General features: G+C 65.0%; 16 protein-coding genes and 1 tRNA gene. 4 read left to right on the top strand and 13 right to left on the bottom strand.

The window, feature by feature from the left end; all coding sequences use genetic code 11:
- Positions 1 to 1,061 (bottom strand): GTP-binding protein (locus B4C31_RS04955; protein ID WP_291531574.1); only part of this gene is annotated, 1,061 nt, incomplete at its 3' end.
- A gap of 148 nt (positions 1,062 to 1,209) precedes the next feature.
- Here B4C31_RS04955 and rpsT point away from each other — a divergent pair.
- On the top strand, positions 1,210 to 1,470 hold the full coding sequence (gene rpsT, locus B4C31_RS04950) for a 30S ribosomal protein S20 (protein WP_033507416.1): 261 nt from the start codon (positions 1,210 to 1,212) through the stop codon (positions 1,468 to 1,470).
- Between the two features lie 113 nt (positions 1,471 to 1,583).
- Here rpsT and B4C31_RS04945 read toward each other — a convergent pair whose 3' ends face one another.
- The 3 genes from B4C31_RS04945 to B4C31_RS04935 all read right to left on the bottom strand — a co-directional run bounded on the left by B4C31_RS04945 (position 1,584) and on the right by B4C31_RS04935 (position 4,343).
- Positions 1,584 to 2,267: a trimeric intracellular cation channel family protein gene (locus tag B4C31_RS04945; protein ID WP_052122608.1), complete on the bottom strand. Its 684-nt coding sequence runs from the start codon at positions 2,265 to 2,267 to the stop codon at positions 1,584 to 1,586.
- Between the two features lie 172 nt (positions 2,268 to 2,439).
- Complete coding sequence (locus tag B4C31_RS04940) at positions 2,440 to 3,567, bottom strand: branched-chain amino acid aminotransferase (RefSeq protein WP_033507418.1); 1,128 nt, start codon at positions 3,565 to 3,567, stop codon at positions 2,440 to 2,442.
- 188 nt (positions 3,568 to 3,755) lie between these two features.
- Entirely contained in the window at positions 3,756 to 4,343 is a 588-nt protein-coding gene (locus B4C31_RS04935; RefSeq protein ID WP_289068422.1) for a 50S ribosomal protein L25/general stress protein Ctc, read from the bottom strand.
- Between the two features lie 279 nt (positions 4,344 to 4,622).
- On the opposite strand from B4C31_RS04935, the gene B4C31_RS04930 reads away from it, so the two are divergent.
- Positions 4,623 to 5,633, top strand: a complete 1,011-nt coding sequence (locus tag B4C31_RS04930; protein WP_291531573.1) for an alpha/beta hydrolase — start codon at positions 4,623 to 4,625, stop codon at positions 5,631 to 5,633.
- Positions 5,634 to 5,849: 216 nt separating this feature from the next.
- Here the strand turns inward: B4C31_RS04930 and B4C31_RS04925 are convergent, their stop codons facing one another.
- Genes B4C31_RS04925 through B4C31_RS04915 form a run of 3 tightly spaced genes read right to left on the bottom strand, consistent with a single transcriptional unit; the run spans position 5,850 to position 8,752 of the window.
- Positions 5,850 to 7,295, bottom strand: a complete 1,446-nt coding sequence (locus B4C31_RS04925; protein WP_291531572.1) for an NAD(P)(+) transhydrogenase (Re/Si-specific) subunit beta — start codon at positions 7,293 to 7,295, stop codon at positions 5,850 to 5,852.
- Positions 7,296 to 7,598: an NAD(P) transhydrogenase subunit alpha gene (locus tag B4C31_RS04920; protein ID WP_033507434.1), complete on the bottom strand. Its 303-nt coding sequence runs from the start codon at positions 7,596 to 7,598 to the stop codon at positions 7,296 to 7,298.
- Positions 7,599 to 7,606: 8 nt separating this feature from the next.
- Positions 7,607 to 8,752, bottom strand: coding sequence for an NAD(P) transhydrogenase subunit alpha (locus tag B4C31_RS04915; protein ID WP_291531571.1), 1,146 nt, complete (start codon positions 8,750 to 8,752; stop codon positions 7,607 to 7,609).
- A 224-nt stretch (positions 8,753 to 8,976) separates the two neighbouring features.
- Here B4C31_RS04915 and B4C31_RS04910 point away from each other — a divergent pair, with 224 nt between their 5' ends.
- Positions 8,977 to 11,010 carry an AMP-dependent synthetase/ligase gene (locus B4C31_RS04910; protein WP_291531570.1) on the top strand — a complete coding sequence of 678 codons (2,034 nt, stop codon included), beginning with the start codon at positions 8,977 to 8,979 and terminating at the stop codon, positions 11,008 to 11,010.
- Positions 11,011 to 11,163: 153 nt separating this feature from the next.
- Here B4C31_RS04910 and era read toward each other — a convergent pair whose 3' ends face one another.
- The 6 genes from era to B4C31_RS04880 are packed head-to-tail and all read right to left on the bottom strand — an operon-like array spanning position 11,164 to position 16,440.
- Positions 11,164 to 12,138, bottom strand: coding sequence for a GTPase Era (gene era / locus B4C31_RS04905; RefSeq protein WP_349679127.1), 975 nt, complete (start codon positions 12,136 to 12,138; stop codon positions 11,164 to 11,166).
- 4 nt (positions 12,139 to 12,142) lie between these two features.
- Positions 12,143 to 13,546, bottom strand: a complete 1,404-nt coding sequence (locus tag B4C31_RS04900; RefSeq protein WP_291531569.1) for a hemolysin family protein — start codon at positions 13,544 to 13,546, stop codon at positions 12,143 to 12,145.
- 9 nt (positions 13,547 to 13,555) lie between these two features.
- Positions 13,556 to 14,104: an rRNA maturation RNase YbeY gene (gene ybeY, locus B4C31_RS04895; protein ID WP_033507443.1), complete on the bottom strand. Its 549-nt coding sequence runs from the start codon at positions 14,102 to 14,104 to the stop codon at positions 13,556 to 13,558.
- Entirely contained in the window at positions 14,094 to 15,191 is a 1,098-nt protein-coding gene (locus B4C31_RS04890) for a PhoH family protein (protein ID WP_291531568.1), read from the bottom strand. The genes ybeY and B4C31_RS04890 overlap by 11 nt, the downstream gene beginning before the upstream one ends.
- 53 nt (positions 15,192 to 15,244) lie before the next feature.
- On the bottom strand, positions 15,245 to 15,583 hold the full coding sequence (locus tag B4C31_RS04885) for a histidine triad nucleotide-binding protein (RefSeq protein WP_033507447.1): 339 nt from the start codon (positions 15,581 to 15,583) through the stop codon (positions 15,245 to 15,247).
- Between the two features lie 59 nt (positions 15,584 to 15,642).
- On the bottom strand, positions 15,643 to 16,440 hold the full coding sequence (locus B4C31_RS04880) for a 16S rRNA (uracil(1498)-N(3))-methyltransferase (RefSeq protein ID WP_291531567.1): 798 nt from the start codon (positions 16,438 to 16,440) through the stop codon (positions 15,643 to 15,645).
- Positions 16,441 to 16,536: 96 nt separating this feature from the next.
- Here B4C31_RS04880 and B4C31_RS04875 point away from each other — a divergent pair.
- A tRNA-Leu gene (locus tag B4C31_RS04875) sits at positions 16,537 to 16,622 on the top strand.

Here is a 16,622-nt window from a genome sequence, read left to right as displayed (position 1 = left end):
AGGAAGCCGCAGCGGAAGCCGAAGCCCAACGCCACCGAGGTCTCCGGCTCGTAGATCAGCGCCGCGTCGTTGAGCTTGAGCTTGTCGAGCGCGTCGCGCAGCTCCGGGTATTGGGCGTTGTCGATCGGGAACAGGCCGGCGTACACCATCGGCTGCGGGTCGCGGTAGCCGGGCAGCGGATCGGTGGCGCCCTTGGCCGCGGTGGTGATCGTGTCGCCGACCTTGGACTGGCTCACGTCCTTCGCGCCGGTGATCACGTAGCCGACCTCGCCGGCACCCAGCGCCTTGGTCGGTGTCATATCCGGGCTGATCACGCCGATCTCGATCGGATCATGGGCCATGCCGATGCCCATCATGTGCAGCTTCTCGCGACTGCGCAGCTCGCCATCGACCATGCGGATGTAGGTCACGATGCCGCGGTACGAGTCGTACACCGAATCGAAGATCAGCGCGCGGGCCGGGGCGTCCGGATCGCCCTTGGGGGCGGGCACGTCCATCACGATCTGGTCGAGCAGGTCGGCCACGCCCTCGCCGGTCTTGCCCGAGACCCGCAGCACGTCCGACGGCTCGCAGCCGATCAGGCCGGCGATCTCCTCGGCGTGCTTGTCCGGCTCGGCGCTGGGCAGGTCGATCTTGTTGAGTACGGGGATGATGGCCAGATCGTGGTCGATGGCCATGTACAGGTTCGAGAGGGTCTGCGCCTCGATGCCCTGCGTGGCGTCGACGAGCAGCACCGCGCCCTCGCAGGCGGCCAGCGCGCGGGAGACCTCGTAGGTGAAATCCACGTGGCCGGGGGTGTCGATCATGCCGAGCGTGTACTCGGTGCCGTCGAACGTCCACGGCACGCGCACGGCCTGCGACTTGATGGTGATGCCGCGTTCCTGCTCGATGTCCATGCGGTCGAGGAAGCGGTCGCGCATCTCGCGCTCGGGCACGATGCCGCTCAACTGCAGGATGCGGTCCGCCACGGTCGACTTGCCGTGGTCGATATGCGCGATGATGCAGAAGTTACGAATCAGCGACTGATCGGTGAAACCCGGCTGGTTGTGCTGCGTAGCCACCAAAAAGGCCTCCTCAATGGCAGGGAATGGAAAACTCATATCATCCTAGCAACTCCCCCGCCGAGTGTGGACGCGCGTTTTTCCACCCGACATGCTATCATCATGGTTTTGTATGTCCTTACCGTATAACCGTCGTTTGGAGTAGATAGTGGCAAACATCAAGTCGCAGAAGAAGCGCGTGCTGACCAACGAGAAGGCACACAAGCGCAACGTGGCCGTCAAGTCCAGCCTGAAGACCGCGATCCGCGCCACCCGCGAGGCCATCGCCGCCGGCGATAAGGCCGCCGCCGAGGCCGCCTACAAGGTCGCCGCCCAGAAGCTCGACAAGGCTGCTGGCGCCGGCGTGATCCACAAGAACCAGGCCGCGAACCGCAAGTCCGGCCTCGCTGTGGCCATCAACGCCCTGTGAGCCTGACCGCATAGGTCATCGCTTGAGTCCTGCATCTCGCAAGAGGTGCGGGACTTTCTCGTATCGGCCAGCCGCAGGATCCCGCATTCGCAACACACCGTCGAGACGCGTGATCAGCGTCTGCCGCCGGGCAGATACGTATGGTGCCGTTCCACCGCACCCGGCAGCATCAGGTTGAATTTCACGGACAGCAGCCGCATCGCCACCACCAGAACGACGATGCACACGTCGATGACGATCTCGGCGGTCTGGTTGATGACACCCGCCTGCACACCCTTGCAGACGAACACCGTGGCCATGCATCCCACCGCCGAGGGCACAGCGTACCAGTGCTTGTCCCGGATGACCACCGGCACCTCGTTGATGAGCATATCCCGGATCAGCCCGCCGGCCAACGCGGTGAACATGCCCATGAACACCGCGGTCATGCCCGAGGTGCCGTACAGCATGGCCTTCTCGGTGCCGTTGACGGCGAACATGCCGACCGCGATCGCGTCGAAGGTGGTCATCAGCCATTTGAGCTTGTCGACCTCGGGATGGATCACGGCCACCAGGATTCCGGAGGCCAGCGCGGTGAACACGAACCCCTTGTCGGCTATGCCCACGGGCGGCACCGCGCCCAGCATCACGTCGCGCACGATGCCGCCGCCCAACGCGGTCAGCCATGCCGTGATGAGGATGGCGAACAGATCATATCCTTTGCGGATCGCGGATAATCCGCCCACCATGCCGCAACAGAGGATGGCGATATATTCGATAGCCAGGAAGAACATGTTGCTCTCCAACGCCATCTCCATGCCCGTCGTCCTTTCCGTCATCACGCCCATTGTGTCGGCCCTGCCATGAGGGGCTCGGGGTCCCGTACAGAGCATACTCAGTCCGACCGGATGACACGCGATGCGAAAAACGGCAGCGCCCCCGAAACCGGATATCCTCCGGCCCGGGGGCGCTGCAGCGGGAACTGGCAGGTCAGCAGACCTTCCACATCCAGTTGTGCGGATCCTCGATCTCGCCGAGCTGGATGCCGAGCAGCGTGTTGCGCAGGTCCATCGTCAGCTCGCCGGGTTCGCCGCCGGCCACGGTCACGTCGAACTTCTCGGACTTGAAACGGCCGATCGGCGCGATGATGGCGGCGGTGCCGCAGGCGAACACCTCGGTGACCTCGCCGGACTTGATGTCCTCCAGCAGGTCGTCGAGCTTGATCATCGTCTCCACCACGTCATGGCCCTTGTCCTGCGCCAGCTGGATGAGCGAGCGGCGGGTCACGCCCGGCAGGATGTTGCCGGTCAGGCTCGGCGTCTCGATATGGCCGTCCTTGTGGACGATCATCATGTTCATGCCGCCCAGCTCCTCCAGATAGGTCTTGGTGGCGGCGTCCACGAAGCACACCTGCTCGCAGCCGTTCTCGATGCCCTTGTACTCGCCGATCAGCGAGGCGGCGTAGTTGCCGCCGCACTTGGCGAAGCCGGTGCCGCCGGGGCCGGTGCGGAACCACTTGTCCTCCACCCAGATGCTCACCGGGCGGCTCTCGCCCTGGAAGTACGGGCCGGACGGGCTGGCGATCACGCAGTAGTCGACCTCCTGCGCGGCGCGCACGCCCAGGAACGGCTCGGAAGCGAACATGAACGGACGCAGGTAGAGCGTGTATTCGCGGCGGGAGGGCACCCAGGCCGCATCGCGCTTGACCAGCGCGGCGCACGAGCCGATGAAATCGTCGACCGGCAGCTCCGGCAGATACAGACGCTTGGCCGAATTCTGGAAGCGTTCGGCGTTCGCATCCGGGCGGAACATCCAAATCGAACCGTCGGCGTGCTTATAGGCCTTCAGGCCCTCGAAGATCTCCTGCGCATAGTGCAGCACCGAAGCGCCCGGATCGAGCTTGAGCGGCGCGTACGGCTCGATGCGGCGGTCGTTCCACCCCTCGCCCTTGGTCCAGGAGATGTGGGCCATGTTGTCGGAGAAGATCTGTCCGAACGCCGGCTTGTCGATGAGCTCCTGCCGCTTGGCGTCCGAGGCCGGGTTGTCGTTCGGCAGCACGGTGAACGGTTCGGCGAGCTTATCCAGCGCCGCGGGATCATGATGGTTCTGTTCGGTCATTCTCAACTTCTTTCCTGCCGCCCTTGCGACGGCGCTCAGTAGTAGTGCTCCCGCGCTTGTGGCCCGGGCTTCATGATTGGTACTCTCTCACATCCCGATGCCGGGATGCGGGACGGCGACCACAATATGAAAGGAACCCGCTCAACAGGCGGGTTCCTTTCATCGGTTATATCTGGATGGCGCTACGCTCACTCAGCGGCCGGGGCCTCCGGGGCCTCCTCGGTGGAAGCGTCCTCCGGCACCTCAACGGTGACCACGGACTCCTCCGGATCCTCGACGTCGAGCTCGACGCCCTCCGGCAGCACGACGTCCTTGGCGAACACCTTGGTGCCGTCGGTCATGCCATCCACGTTCACCACGATGCGCTCCGGCAGGTTGGCCACATCGGCGCGGACCTTGAGCTCCTGGATGTCCACGAACGCCACGGCGGCGCCCTTCGGCTCGCCCTCGACGAACACCGGCACCTCGACGTCGATCTTCTCGCCGGCGCGGACCTCATAGAAGTCCACGTGCTCGACGATGCGCTTGACCGGGTTGCGCTGCACGTCCTTGACCACGGCCATCTTCTGCTCGTCGCCGAACTTGATGGTGAACAGGGCGTTGGTGTGACGCAGGGCGAGCGTGGTCTCCTTCATCGGGAGCTTGACGAACACCGGGTCGGCACCGCCGGCGTAGATGGTCGCCGGGATCTGCTTGGCCACGCGCATACGACGCGCGGCACCCTTGCCGAACTCATCACGAACTTCGCCCTCGAGGACGATCATGTTGCTAGCCATTGCTGGCCTCCTTTGGGTTGCATGTCACTTGTCGTTCTGTCTTTTGACGCCACGACGCGCCGCAGAACGACCCCGCAGGAGGGGCTGAATGCGCCGAGTCGATTACGGAAACCACCCACGGCGGTTTCCCTCGCCAAAGCAACAGTCATCAAGTATACGCACACCCCGGACAGCGCCCCACGCGCCGGCCGCATCTCACGCCCGCCGTGTTGCGGTCGTCGTACCCGTGTACCGAGCGCTAGACTGAACAACAGAAGGCCGTCCATGGAAGAGGTTGCAATGACGCAGACAACATCAACGCTGACGAAGAAGGTTCTGATCGGAGCCGGCGTCACCGCCGCGGCCACGGTTGGCGCACTGTATGCCACGGCGAATCTCCTCTTCTCGTTCGCCCTGGACACCCAGGCCCGGCGGTCGATGATGCGCCGCCTGCAGGACGGGGAGCTGGAGGATCCGCAACCGGAGACGCCTGCGGCCGACATGGCGGAGCAGGAGGAGTCTGCCGACTGGTTCGAGGAGTCCAAACAGCCGATCTCGATGATGAGCCGCGACGGGTTCAAGCTGCACGGCTGGCTCGTCGATCCCGATTGCGTGAGCCCGACTCCGCACCTGTACGCGATCTGCTGCCACGGATACAGCGGCGACCCGGCAGAGATGGCCAAGTACGCGCACCGGTATGCCCGGATGGGATTCACGGTGCTGGTGCCCGCCTCGCGCGGGCATGAGCTGAGCCAGGGGCGCTACATCGGCATGGGTTGGCTGGAACGTGTGGATCTGATGGACTGGATCGGCGTGATCACGGCGGCGGATCCGCAGGCACGCATCCTGCTGCACGGCAATTCGATGGGCGGCGCGGCGGTGATGATGGCGGCCGGCGAGGCCTCGCTGCCGCGCAACGTGGTGGCCGCCATCGAGGACAGCGGATTCACCTCCGTGTGGGACCAGTTCATGTTCAACGCCCGCTCGCTGTACCATCTGCCGCGCTGGGCCGCGCGTCCGCTCGTGGCCACGATGAGCCTGATCTGCCGGCATCGCGCGGGCTACGGGTTCCGTGAGGCATCGTGCGTACGACAGCTGCACCATACGACGATCCCGATGCTGTTCATCCACGGCGGCGCCGACGACTTCGTCTCCCCCGCCTCGCTGGAGAGGAACTTCGACGCCTGCGCCAGCATCGACCGTCAGAAGATGATGATCCCCGGGGCCGGGCATACGATGGCCGCATCCACGGATCCGGAACGCTACTGGTGCCGCGTCACCAACTTCGTCACGCGCACCTTCGGGCTGTAGGCGTCATATTTGTCCGAATCCCCCGATTCCTGCGTTGTTAGCGCAACCATCATGTCCAAGGAGCACGGTTCCCCCGATTCGGACACATACGAATCGGGGGAACCGTGCATCTAACGAGACGAATGCAGGCGTCTGACCGTACCCGATGAACATATACGACGAGGGGTGCCCTTGCGGGGCACCCCTCGGTTATGGTCAACGGGCCTCAGATCAAGGTCAGTTGATGAGCTCCTTGACGGCGGCGATGACGGCCTGCAGGCCGGCCTTCGCGTCGCCGAACAGCATCTGCGTGTTGTCCTTGAAGTACAGCTCGTTCTCGATGCCGGCGTAGCCGCGGCCGCGGCCACGCTTCATCACCACCACGTTCTGGGCCATGTCCACGTCCAGGATCGGCATGCCGGAGACGGCGGTGCCGGGCTTGCGGGCGGCGGGGTTGGTCACGTCGTTCGCGCCGACGACCAGCGCCACATTGGCCTGCGGGAACTGTGGGTTGATGTCATCCAGATCGATGAGCTCCTCGTACGGCACGTTGGCTTCGGCGAGCAGCACGTTCATATGGCCCGGCATACGGCCGGCCACCGGGTGGATGGCGTACGAGACCTCGACGCCATGGCCCTTGAGCAGCTCGCCCAGATCGGCGAGCTCGCGCTGGGCCTGCGCCTGGGCCAGACCGAAGCCGGGGACGAAGATGACCTTCTCCGCGTAGACGAGCTGCACGGCCACGTCGTCGGCGGTGGTCTCCTTCATCGTGCCCTCAGGGCCCTCGGCGGAGCCGGCCGCGGAGGAGCCGGAGCCGAAACCGCCGGCGAGCACGCTCATCAGCGGACGGTTCATGGCCTTGGACATGTCGATGGACAGGGTCACGCCGGCGGAGCCGACGAGGGCGCCGGCCACGATCAGCGCGATGTTGTTGATCGCCAGACCGCTCATGGCCACGGCGGTGCCGGTGCAGGCGTTGAGCACGGAGATGACGACCGGCATGTCGGCGCCGCCGATCGGGATGACGAACACCAGGCCGTAGATCAGCGCGAACACGGTGGTCAGGATGCTGAACAGCAGGCGCTGCTCGGGCATGACGCACAGCATGACGAACGAGGCGAGCATCAGCACGATGCACACCACGCTGACCACGCCCTTGGCCGGGATGGCCAGCTTGCGCATGAACTTCAGGCCCTGCAGCTTGCCGGCGGCCACCAGCGAGCCGGAGAAGGTGACCGAGCCGATCAGGATGCCCAGGCCCGCGGTGATCAGCACCACGATGGTCGGCAGCCCCTCGGAGGTCAGGATGTCGTTGAGCGCCACGAGCGCGGCCGCGCCGCCACCCACGGTGTTGAAGATGGAGACCAGCTGCGGCATATCGGTCATCTTGACCTTCTTAGCCGAGACCACGCCCGCCACGGCACCGATGATGATGCCGACGATCAGCAGCGCCACGGCCACGCCGTGCTGGAAGCCGTTGGCGATCTCATTGACGAACAGCACGATGAACGCCATCGCGCAGGCCAGGATCATGCCGGCCGCGGAGATCAGGTTGCCCTTGCGGGCGGTCTTCGGCGAGTTCATCAGGTGCAGGCCGATCACGAAGATCACGGCGGAGATCAGATAGACGAACCATTCGACCACGCCCAGCGGCGTGCTCAGGGTTTGCGCGAGAGTACCCATTTACTTGTCCTCCCCCTTCTTCTTCGACTTGTCGGACTTGAACATCTCCAGCATGCGGTCGGTGACCACATAGCCGCCGACGACGTTCATCGTGCCCAGCACGGCGGCCAGGAAGATGAACACCCAGGCCAGCGGCGAGGTGGCGTGCGCGGCCACGATGACCACGCCGACGATGACGATGCCGTGGATGGAGTTCGCGCCCGACATCAACGGGGTGTGCAGTGTCGCGGGAACCTTGCCGATGACCTCGACGCCGATGAGCAGCGCGAGGATGAACAGGGTGATTGCTACGACGATATCCATAGTCTCTCTCACTTTCCTTCCGCAGCCGGGGCTTCGGCGCGGCCGGCGACGACGAGGGCGTTGTCGAGCTCCTCGTTCAGGTCCATCGCCAGCTTGCCGTCGCGCACGAAGTGGGCGAGCACGTCGGCCACGTTGCGTGCCAGCAGGTTGGACGCGGTGTTCGTCACCTCGCTGGCCAGGTACGGGGCGCCGATGATGGTCACGCCGCCCTCGGTCACCTGCGTGCCAACGGTGGAGCCCTCGACGTTGCCGCCCAGTTCGCTGGCGGCGCAGTCGACGATCACGGCACCACGCTTGAGGCCGTCCACGCCGGCCTTGGTCAGCAGCATCGGGGGCTTGCGGCCCGGCACCTTGGCGGTGGTGATGATGACGTCGAAGCCGGCGGCCTTCTCATCGACGGCGGCCTGCTGCGCGGCCTGCTCCTCCGGGGTGAGCTGGCGGGCGTAACCGCCCTCGCCCTGGCCCTTGGAGAAGTCGAGACCCAGATCCAGGAACTTGGCGCCCAGCGACTCGACCTCGCCCTGGGCGGCCGGACGTACGTCGTACGCGGTGACGACCGCGCCCAGACGGCGGGCGGTGCCGATGGCCTGCAGTCCGGCGATGCCCGCGCCGAGGATGAGGACCTTGGCCGGGCGGATGGTGCCGGCGGCGGTGGTCATCATCGGGAAGAACGAACCGTAGGCGTTGGCGGCCACCAGAACGGCCTTGTAGCCCATCACGGAGTTCTGCGAGGTCATCTCATCCATCGACTGCGCGGAGCTGAGCTGACGCGGCAGCTTCTCGATGCCGACGCCGATCAGGCCGGCCTGCTCGAGGGACGCAATGTAATCGGCATCGGTGAAGGAACCGAGCATGCCGATGACCCAGGTGCCCGGCTTCAGGCGGGCGACCAGCTCGGCGCCCGGGCGGTCGATGAAGCCCAGGGCGTCCGAACGGGAAATCACCTCATCGGCGGACACGACCTCGGCGCCCGCCTTCGTGTAATCCTCATCAACATAGTTGGCGGCGACGCCTGCGCCGCTCTCAATCAGGCAGGAGACACCCGCCTTGCGCAGCCGTGCGACGATATCCGGCGTCAGCGCGACGCGGGACTCGTGGTCCGACGTCTCATTCAGGACGCCGAACACCACGGTGGCTTGTGCTGTTTCAGCCATGTGAGCCCTTCCTCTATTCTTATCAGAAGAAAAGATTCGGTTATGTTACAGCCTTACAGTCTAACCAAGGAGCCGACCAAACCAACAGCGCCGTCCCAATATGCAGATTGCGGCGCATGAACGGTGCAGCGTCGGCGTTCCTACGCTACCGTAAGGTGACGTGTCGCCGATGACCGGTTATCATTCGACAGAGAGAGGCCATACCAGGCTATAAGGAGAATCACGTGTCTGTCATCACATCACTCAAGCACACCGCCACCTCGTTGGCGCAGAAGGCACTGCAGCTCGGCGGCGACTTCGTCCACCCGGTCAGCGACGACTCCGGCGAAGGTCCCGACTACGCCGCCCCCTCCGGTGCCGGGCAGCTGGATGTCACCGGTCTGCCGCATTCACACACCTGGGGTGAGGACCGTCCGACGACCACATACATCGATCAGCAGACAGGCCTGCTCACCGCCTACACCGAGGGCATTCCCCCGCTGGATGAGGGCATGACGATCTACGACCTGTACGCGCAGCGCGCCGAGCGCATGGGCGACGACCCGCTGTACACGTACAAGTCCGGCGACGCCTGGGTGACCAAGACGGCCACCGAGGTGCTGGAGGACATCCGCGTCACCGCCAAGGGCCTGATGCAGCGCGGCCTGCGCAAGGGCGACACCGTGGCGTTCATGTGCCGCACCTCCTATGAGTGGGACATCATCGACGCGGCGATCATGGCGTGCGGCGGCGTGATGGCCACGATCTACGAGACCGATTCGGCCGAGCAGATCCGCAACATCGTGGACAACTCCGACGCCAGGCTGCTCATCGTGGAAACCGTCGAGATGCGCAACAAGGCCGACGGCACAATCGCGGAATGCCCTTCGCTGGAGAGCATCCTATGCTTGGAGACCGGCGGTCTGGCCGAGATTCAGGCGTATGCGGACCAGGTCTCCGACGAGGAGCTGGACGCGCGCATCGATTCGGTGAAGAAGACCGATCTGTGCTCAATCGTGTACACCTCCGGTTCCACCGCCGCGCCGAAGGGCGTGGAGATGACCCACGAGCATTACTGCACCACCGCCATGACGCTGCAGTCGTTCATGCCGGCCGTGCTGAACAACAGGAACGGTTCCGTGCTGCTGTTCCTGCCGCAGGCGCATACCTTCGCCCGCGCCGTCAACTACATCGTCGTCGCCAGCAACCTGCGCATCTACATCGCGCAGGGCATCGCCACGCTGATCAACGATCTGCAGGAGGCCAAGCCCACCGTCATGATCGTGGTGCCCCGTGTGCTGGAGAAGGTGTACAACGCCGCCTCGCAGAAGGCCGGGCACGGCGTCAAGGGCGTGGCGTTCGCCGCCGGCGTGGTCACCGCGCAGAACTACATGAAGGAGATCAGCGCCAACGGCAAGCCCAAGGCCCTGACCGCCGCCCGCCGCGCCACCTTCGACCCGATGATCTACGCGCAGCTGCGCCAGGTGCTCGGCGGACGCGCCCAGTGGATCGTGGCCGGCGGCGCCCCGCTGGACCCGGAGCTGCTGGCGTTCTTCCGCGGCGCGAACATTCCGGTCTATGAGGGCTACGGCCTGACCGAAACCACCGCTCCCTGCGCGTTCAACCCGATCGGCACGCCGTTCAAGGCCGGTTCGGTCGGCATCCCCTACCCTGGCTTCCATGTGCGCATCAGCGAGGAGGGCGAGATCCAGATCCAGGGACCCGCCGTGTTCCCGCGCTACCACAAGAACGCCGAGGCCACGGCCGACACGTTCACCGAGGACGGCTGGTTCATGACCGGCGATCTCGGCCGTCTGGACGAGGAGGGCTTCCTCTACATCACCGGCCGTAAGAAGGACCTGATCATCACCGCCGGCGGCAAGAACGTGGCTCCGCGCCCGATCGAGGAGGTCATCCAGCGCTGCGAGTTCGTCTCCCAGGCGTTGGTGCTCGGCGACAAGCGCCCGTTCATCTCCGCGCTGGTCACCTTGGATGAGGAGTCGCTGCGCCCGTGGCTGGAAGCCAAGGGTCTGGACCGCGATATGCCGCTGGAGGAGGCCGCCGAGAACGCCGTGGTCCGCGCCGAGGTGCAGAAGTACGTCGATCAGGCCAACGAGGGCGTGTCCCGCGCCGAATCGGTGCGCAAGTTCATCATCCTGCCCGAGGAGTTCACGCAGGAGAACGGCCTGATGACCGCCTCGATGAAGGTCATCCGCCCGAAGGTCATCAAGCGCTACGCCACGCTGCTCAACACGCAGATGTACACCAAGCGCAAGTAACGCCGCTGCGCATCCAAACACATATGACTGTGGGGTGCCGTCCGGAATTCTCCGGCGGCACCCCACAGTCATATGCCATATGCGCATCACTGTTGATCTCCGCGTCGTTTGCAGCGCCTCCGCCGCAACGGAGAACGCCGGACGCACCGGCTTTCAGAATCCGAGGCGCTCGAGCTGCTTGGGGTCGGACTGCCAGCCCTTGGCCACCTTGACATGCAGGTCCAGCTTGGCCTTGCGCCCGACGATGCGGTTGACCGGCGTGCGCAGCTTCTTCTTGACGCGCACCAGGTGCTCGGCACCCTTGCCGATGATGATCGGCTTCTGCGAATCGCGTTCCACGTAGATCGACACGATGACCTCGACCTTGCCGTCATAGGCCTCGCCGGTCTCGTTGTCCTCCGGATATTCAATCGAATCGACCACCACGGCCAGCGAATGCGGCAGCTCGTCGTCCAGCTCCTCCAGGAACGCGCCGCGCACCAGCTCGGCGATCGTGTCCTCGGGGCGCTCCTCGGTGAGCTGATCGGCCGGGTACATCTGCGGTCCCTCCGGCATATTGTCGATCAGCACGTTGCGTACCTCGGCCAGATTGTCATGCTGCAGCGCGCTCACCGGCACGATATCGGTGAAATCGGCGAACTCGTTGATCTGGATGAGTTTGGCGATCAGCTGCTCACGGTCGAGCTCGTCGATCTTGGTGACGATGGCGATCAGCGGCACCTTCCAGGAGAAGCTCCCGTCGTCCCGCTTGGTGGCGAACTCGGCGCGCAACCGGCTCAGGATGCGCCTGTCGCCCGGGCCGATCTCTTGGTCGGCCGGCAGCAGGAACGCGATGGCGTCCACGTCCGCCAACGATTCGTCCACCACATCGTTCAACCGCTGGCCGAGCAACGTGCGCGGGCGATGGATGCCCGGGGTGTCCACCAGCACGATCTGCGCATGGTCGGTGGTCAGGATGCCGCGGATGGCCTTGCGTGTGGTTTCCGGCCGGGAGGAGGCGATGGCCACCTGCGTGCCGATCAACGCGTTGATCAGCGTGGATTTGCCGACGTTCGGGCGGCCGACCACGGCCACGAACCCCGACCTGTACACCGTCTGATCCTGCGTCTGCTGGGCTGTGTCGTTCACTGGTTCACTGCTCCTTGTTCTCTGCTTCGTCCTGTTCGGCTGATGTGTCCGGATCCTCGTCGTTGCTCTGATCGGTATGCGCCGGCTCCACCACAATCGTCGAGACCTTCTTCCGGCGACCGGCCGAATCCACGGCGGTGAGCCGCAGCCCGCGGGTGACCGCCGACGCGCCGACGATCGGCACCTGTCCCAGCAGCTTGGTCAGCAGACCGAACACGGTGTCGACATCGTCCTCGTCGATGTCGATCTCGAAGATTTCCTCCAGGTCGGCGATCGGCGTGCGGGCGGGCATGCTCCACTTGCGCTCCCCGATCTGCACCGGTTCGGCATGCTGGGTGCGGTCGTGCTCGTCCTCCAGCTCCCCGACGATCTGCTCGATGGTGTCCTCGATCGTCACCAAGCCGGCGATGCCGCCATACTCATCCACCACGATCGCCACATGCTGGCGCAACCGCTGCATCTGGTGGAACAGATCGTCCACCGGCTTGGACTCCGGCACCAGCAGAGGGTCGCGCACAATCGAATCGACGGTGCGTTCGCCGGCCGCCGGGTTGAATGCCGTGGTGCGTACGGCGTCCTTGAGGTAGGCCACGCCGATCAGGTCGTCGACGTCCTCGCCGATCACCGGCACGCGGGAGAATCCGGAGCGAGAGCACAGCTTCAGCATCGAGACCAGCGTCTGCTCCTTGCCGATGCAGATCATGTCGGTGCGCGGCACCATGATCTCGCGGGTCAGCGTGTCCGAGAGCTTGAGCACGTTGCGCAGCATCTCCGAGGTCTCGGGATCGAAGTCGTTGGCCTCGACCAGCCGGTCGATCATGGCCTTGCCCTGCTCCATCTGGAGCTTTTCGAGCTCCTCGTCGTCGGAGAGCTCCGACTCGCGCCTGCGCTTCTGGCCGTTCTGGCCGCCCACGCGGGCGAACGGCGTCAGGGCGGAGGCCACCGTGATCACGCCCGCATGCTTGATCATGATGTCCACCGGCTTCAGCGCCCCCACGGCACGGGGACGCACCAGCACCGATACCACGGCCACAATCAGCGCGAACAGCACGCCGCACACCAGCTCCAGCCACAGCGGCGCCCCGCACAGCGACGCGATGCACATCACCAGCACGCCATCCAGCACATTGCAGGAGATGCGGAAGAACATGCACGATCCGGAGGTGGCGTACCGGTCGGCGATCAGCTTCTGCACCTTATGGATGCGCTCGATGCGCTTCATGCGGGTGAACTGGCTCATCTCCTGATCGGTCTGCGTCTCCAGGATCAGGTTGTTCAGACTGGCCCTGGTGACGCGGGAGACCGCGCCTTCGGCGGAGGCCATCGTCAACGACAGCCAGATCAGCAGCGCGGCGGCCACGGCGAGCGCCGCAATCACCACGATCAGCGAGGGATCATCGAATATCATGCCTCATCCTTACCGTTGTTCCGATCCGCGCGTCAGCCGGCGGCGTTCATCGTACTGCGCCAGCGCATCGGGGGTGCCGGCGGGCAGTGTGGCCGGTTCCCCGATGCCGTGGTGCAGCGCGAAGAACGTGAGCAGCAGCTGGCGCTGCAGCCCGAACATCTGCCGTTCCTGATCCGGGGTCACGTGGTCGTAGCCGAGCAGGTGCAGGGTGCCGTGAATCGTCAGTAGCAGCATCTCCTCCAACGCGCTGTGCCCGGCGGCCGCGGCCTGCTGCGCGGCCACCCACGGACAGATCACGATGTCGCCGAGGATGCCTTCGACCAGCGTGCGGCCGTCGCCGGGGCGCAGCTCGTCCATCGGGAAGCTCATCACATCGGTGGGGCCCTCCAGGTTCATCCACCGTTCATGCAGGGTGGCGATCGGTTCGGGGTCCACGAACATGATCGTCAGATCGGACTGCGTGCTGACCCTCATCTGGTCCAGCACCCACACCCCGAGGTCGGAGAAGACCTTCGGATCGATGACCCACTGCGTCTCGTTGATCACCTCAACGCTCATCATTGCCCTTTCGCTGCCGTGTCCCACGCCCGATGGCGTAGGCATGCCGATCGTACGCCTCCACGATCCGCCCGACCAACGCGTGCCGCACCACGTCGCCCGCATCCAGATGGACGAACGCGATGTCGTCGATGCCGCCGAGGATCCGCTCGATGGAGGCCAGTCCGGAGTTCGGTACGGTCAGGTCGATCTGGGTGACGTCGCCGGTGATCACCATCGTGGTGTTGAACCCCAGTCGGGTCAGGAACATCTTCATCTGCTGCTCGGTGGTGTTCTGCGCCTCGTCGAGGATGACGAACGCGTCGTTGAGCGTGCGGCCGCGCATATACGCCAGCGGCGCCACCTCGATGGTGCCGTCGTCCATGTAATGACGCAGCTGGTCGGGGCCGAGCATGTCGGAGAGGGCGTCGTAGAGCGGCCGCAGGTACGGGTCCACCTTCTCGTTGAGCGTGCCGGGCAGGAAGCCGAGGTTCTCCCCCGCCTCCACGGCCGGACGGGTCAGGATGATACGGCGCACCTTGCGATCCTGGAATGCGCGCACGGCCTTGGCCACGGCCAGATACGTCTTGCCGCTGCCGGCCGGACCGATGGCGAAGGTGACGGTATGCGATTCGATGGCGTTGACGTAGGCCACTTGTCCCGCGGTTTTGGGCCGGACCGGCGCCCCGTTCGCGAACGTGATGACGCCGGGGACGTGCGGCTTGTGGTGCTGCGAGACCTCGTCGCGGCGCGTGGGGGTCTCGGGAAGGGCGCGGCGCAACGACTCCGTCACCACGCCATGCCCCGGGTGCGTCCGGCGTACACGGTTCGACAGAATGTCCTGATCGAGCATGCGACGTACGGTATCGGCGTCCATCGGCGCGGTGTACGCGGCCTGGATGATGGTGTTGACGATCTCCTCGGCTCGCGCCGCCTGCGATTCGGTCTGCTTCGACCTGGACATGATGGCGATGCGGTTGCCCCGCACGATGATCGTCAGGTCCGGAAACGCCCGTTCCACCTCCCTGAGGACCTCATCGACCGGTCCGAGGACCGCGACGGGGTCAAGCTGCGTCGGGATGGTGATGGTTCGTGTCGTGGTGGCCACGGATTCCCTTCTCGTGAGTAGGTGCAGTATCGGTTGGATTGCGCGACGGACCGCTACTCGTCCAACGTCTCACCGGTCAGGACGTGGGCATGGACATGGAACACGCTCTGCCCGGCGTCGCGCCCGGTGTTGAAGATCAGGCGGTACGCCCCGTGGAAGGCGTCATCGGCGAGCGACTGGGCGACTTGGACCATGTGCGCGAGCTGCGCGGCATCGGCGCCGGCCAGCTCGGCGACGTTCGCGTAATGGTGCTTGGGTACGACGAGCACATGGACCGCCGCCTTGGGGCTGATGTCCTTGAAGGCATAGGTCGTCTCGTCCTCATAGACCTTCTCGCTGGGAATCTCGCCGGCGATGATCTTGCAGAACAGGCAATCGGGCTCGCTCATCATGATCCTCCTGGTTGAACTACTGCCGCATCCCATGCTATTGCGCCGCACGGATATTCCCGCTAGGCGTAGCGTCCCACCGCGCGGGACAGCAGCGCCAGGGCCACGGGCCCGGCCGCGGACGCGCGCAGGATGTTCGTTCCCAATACGCAGCATTCCGCACCGGCGCCGACGAACGCGTCGACCTCGGCCTCGCTGATGCCGCCTTCGGGACCCACGACCACGGTGATCGCACGCGTCCTGCCGTCGTTCAGGCAACGGTCCGACAACGCGGCGATCGACTCCTCGATATCATGCCAGCTGCGCGTGGCATCCTGATGCAGCACGATCACCAGCTCGTCGTGCACGCACGCCCTCCGGCAGATGGCCACGATCTCCTTGCTGGAGACGCAGTCGCCCAGCTCCGGGGTCCAGCAGCGCCGCGACTGCTCGGTGGCGGCCTCCAGCACCTGACGCCACTTGCGGTCGGTCCTCCCCGCCTTCCACTTGGCGATCGAGCGATCCGCCTGCCAGGGGATCACCGTATCCACGCCGATCTGCGTAGCCATGTCGATGGCCTGCTCGTCATGGCCGTTCTTGGCCAGCGCCTGGATCAGGTTCAGCCGCACGACCGGCTGCGGCTCGCGCCCGAACTCCACGACCTCGGCGGTCCCCTGCTCCGGATCGACCATGGTGGCCCGCAGCCGCAGCCCCTTGCCGTCCGACAGCGTGAGCGCGTCCCCGGCCTTGAGACGCATCGCCTGTACGGCATGCCTGCGGATATGCGGCGGCAGCGTCAGGGTCCACCCGGCGTGGATCTCGTCGCTGTTCACCGGAACGTCGTCATGATCCGGATCGAGAAGAAACAGAGGTTCGGTCATGGACACTAGGCTACACATCGCCCCCAGCCGCGACACACCGTGTTTGCATTTGCCACGCGGAATGGTATAGTTCTTACTCGTTGCCGAACGGCACCTGTCCGGGTGGCGGAATGGTAGACGCGCTAGCTTGAGGTGCTAGTGCCTATTTATACAGGCGTGCGGGTTCAAGTCCCGCTCCGGAC

Source organism: Bifidobacterium sp. UBA4282, assembly GCF_002394995.1.
GTDB classification, from domain to species: domain Bacteria; phylum Actinomycetota; class Actinomycetes; order Actinomycetales; family Bifidobacteriaceae; genus Bifidobacterium; species Bifidobacterium pullorum_B.
Note: the sequence above shows the minus strand (reverse complement) of the source record. Positions and strands in the feature narration are given on the sequence as shown.

What these genes read in the sequence shown, in the direction of transcription:
- B4C31_RS04945 (WP_052122608.1), bottom strand. Translation starts at nt 2,267, where the DNA reads ATGGAGATGGCGTTGGAGAGCAACATGTTCTTCCTGGCTATCGAATAT.
- B4C31_RS04940 (WP_033507418.1), bottom strand. Translation starts at nt 3,567, where the DNA reads ATGACCGAACAGAACCATCATGATCCCGCGGCGCTGGATAAGCTCGCC.
- B4C31_RS04935 (WP_289068422.1), bottom strand. Translation starts at nt 4,343, where the DNA reads ATGGCTAGCAACATGATCGTCCTCGAGGGCGAAGTTCGTGATGAGTTC.
- B4C31_RS04930 (WP_291531573.1), top strand. Translation starts at nt 4,623, where the DNA reads ATGACGCAGACAACATCAACGCTGACGAAGAAGGTTCTGATCGGAGCC.
- B4C31_RS04925 (WP_291531572.1), bottom strand. Translation starts at nt 7,295, where the DNA reads ATGGGTACTCTCGCGCAAACCCTGAGCACGCCGCTGGGCGTGGTCGAA.
- B4C31_RS04920 (WP_033507434.1), bottom strand. Translation starts at nt 7,598, where the DNA reads ATGGATATCGTCGTAGCAATCACCCTGTTCATCCTCGCGCTGCTCATC.
- B4C31_RS04915 (WP_291531571.1), bottom strand. Translation starts at nt 8,752, where the DNA reads ATGGCTGAAACAGCACAAGCCACCGTGGTGTTCGGCGTCCTGAATGAG.
- B4C31_RS04900 (WP_291531569.1), bottom strand. Translation starts at nt 13,546, where the DNA reads ATGATATTCGATGATCCCTCGCTGATCGTGGTGATTGCGGCGCTCGCC.
- ybeY (WP_033507443.1), bottom strand. Translation starts at nt 14,104, where the DNA reads ATGAGCGTTGAGGTGATCAACGAGACGCAGTGGGTCATCGATCCGAAG.
- B4C31_RS04885 (WP_033507447.1), bottom strand. Translation starts at nt 15,583, where the DNA reads ATGATGAGCGAGCCCGATTGCCTGTTCTGCAAGATCATCGCCGGCGAG.
- B4C31_RS04880 (WP_291531567.1), bottom strand. Translation starts at nt 16,440, where the DNA reads ATGACCGAACCTCTGTTTCTTCTCGATCCGGATCATGACGACGTTCCG.